2 protein-coding genes are annotated in these 1,748 nt (G+C 43.0%); both read right to left on the reverse strand.

What is annotated here, in order from left to right:
* Nucleotides 1–708: 708 nt before the first annotated feature.
* Nucleotides 709–975 (reverse strand): type II toxin-antitoxin system RelE/ParE family toxin, encoded by a 267-nt coding sequence (locus tag K8S15_10190; GenBank protein ID MCD4776404.1) that lies wholly within the window; start codon nt 973–975, stop codon nt 709–711.
* Entirely contained in the window at nt 972–1,208 is a 237-nt protein-coding gene (locus tag K8S15_10195; protein MCD4776405.1) for a hypothetical protein, read from the reverse strand. Before K8S15_10195 ends, K8S15_10190 begins: the two co-directional genes overlap by 4 nt.
* Nucleotides 1,209–1,748: the final 540 nt, after the last annotated feature.

Below are 1,748 nucleotides of genomic sequence, written 5' to 3' on the forward strand. Positions count from 1 at the left end.
AAGATCAGTACTGTCATCGTTACGATTGTTCGTATTTTCATTTGAATTCTCCCTTGTTCTTATGCCGTCCCCTCTACTGCACAGATTCCAACAGCCTATGTGTCTGAATGAGTACCACATTCTAAACTATCACCATATAAATATATAAGGTTTCCGCAGATATGATACAAAATCCCATCCTTTGCAAAAAAAGTTCGCATAACTGCTCCTGATAGCTGCATAATGCGTGGATGCAAGTGAGATGTTCTGATGCCGCCGCCTGCCATGGTGGTGTAGGGGTGGCAGGCGCTTTTGTATTGCCTCTCAAATGCATGGGTATCCAGCGGTCAGGGGGTGCGGAGTGGATGTTGTGTTGGTTAGCTGCCGGAGTCGGTTAAAATATATTACATATGAAATATTACACCGTAAAGAACTAAAAATATGCAAAGCCATGGCATTAGAATCTTTCGCAGTCTTTGCGCACACTGCCGTGGGATCTTTGTGAAGTCCAGTTCAGTCCCGGCCGCTCCTCTCGCCTTAACTCAGTCAGGGTGTCCGTCCCGTTCTGCTCCCGCCCACCCTTGATAGTGCGGGGGCTTAGCAGGCGCTTTTCGATTGATCTGGCGGTCTGGGGTGTGGCTGTATATCTGCCCCTGCCACCACAGCCTGTCAGGGCAGCAGGTGGCAGCAAACCTTGTGGATTTTTCTGACTATTTAGATGTATACAAATCAATATTTCCGGTAGATTTTGCTCCTGTGACCTGTTTCAATCACTATGATCAACAGACTGTCATCAATTATATCCAGGATTACACGATATTCACCAACTCGGTGAGTGTAGAGAGGGTGACTTTTTGTCCCTTTGATCTTTTTTACATAAGAATAGGGGTCATTTTTGATACTATTAATCGATAGAATTATACTCTGTGCAACGTCCAAAGGGAGTTTTCTGAGATCTTTTTTTCCCTTGGATGTATAATTGACCTTATAGTTCATGACAGGTCAAACTCTTTCAAAATTTCTTCTTCTGAATGCAGTCGCCCCTGTTTGATATCTTCTAAAGCTTCTTCTATACCATTTATAGCTTCGTCACTTAGTGGTTCATCATCAATCGCCATACTTGCTAATCTTTTCACAACTGAACTATATGATTCACGGGGGTAACGTTTTAAAGATGTTAAAATATCCTTAACTTTAGGATCAATGCATATTGTTGTTGATGTCGCCATATATTTAGCTATATGGTCCTATATATTAAATATATGTTGATATATGTGGGACTTACCTAATTTTAACCTTAGGTTCGGGGACTGATTGAAAAATAATATAAGGTTATCGAATTAACATGCCTCATTCCTTCTTCACCTATTATGCCGCCCCCTCTTGCCTTCACTCTACCTGTGTGCCCCTCCCGATCTGCTTCGCCCGCCCTCGTGGTGTGGGATCTGGCAGGCGCTTAAGTAGTGCTTCATGGTTGAATGGGTATCCGGCGGTCAGGGGGTGCGGAGTGGATGTTGTGTTAGTTAGCTGCCGGTGGCGGTTAAAATATATAACAATTGAAATATCTATGGCACCCCCTCCCCTGCCGCCGCAATGTTTGACTCTTCTCAGATACATTAATCTGCGGTTATGTTACAGCCAGTACTATCGAGACTACTATCAAGATAATATAGCGAATACCGGATTTCATTTAAACATTAGATGTCATTTTGCAATATAATAACCGGATGAAATAAAAAGGATGGGGCTGGTGAGATTTGAACTCACGA

It is taken from the genome of Candidatus Aegiribacteria sp. (assembly GCA_021108005.1).
Taxonomy (GTDB): domain Bacteria; phylum Fermentibacterota; class Fermentibacteria; order Fermentibacterales; family JCC-6; genus Aegiribacteria.

Bases quoted from the DNA above. Each gene is read 5' to 3' on its own strand.
- K8S15_10195 (MCD4776405.1), bottom strand. From the start codon at position 1,208: ATGGCGACATCAACAACAATATGCATTGATCCTAAAGTTAAGGATATT.
- K8S15_10190 (MCD4776404.1), bottom strand. From the start codon at position 975: ATGAACTATAAGGTCAATTATACATCCAAGGGAAAAAAAGATCTCAGA.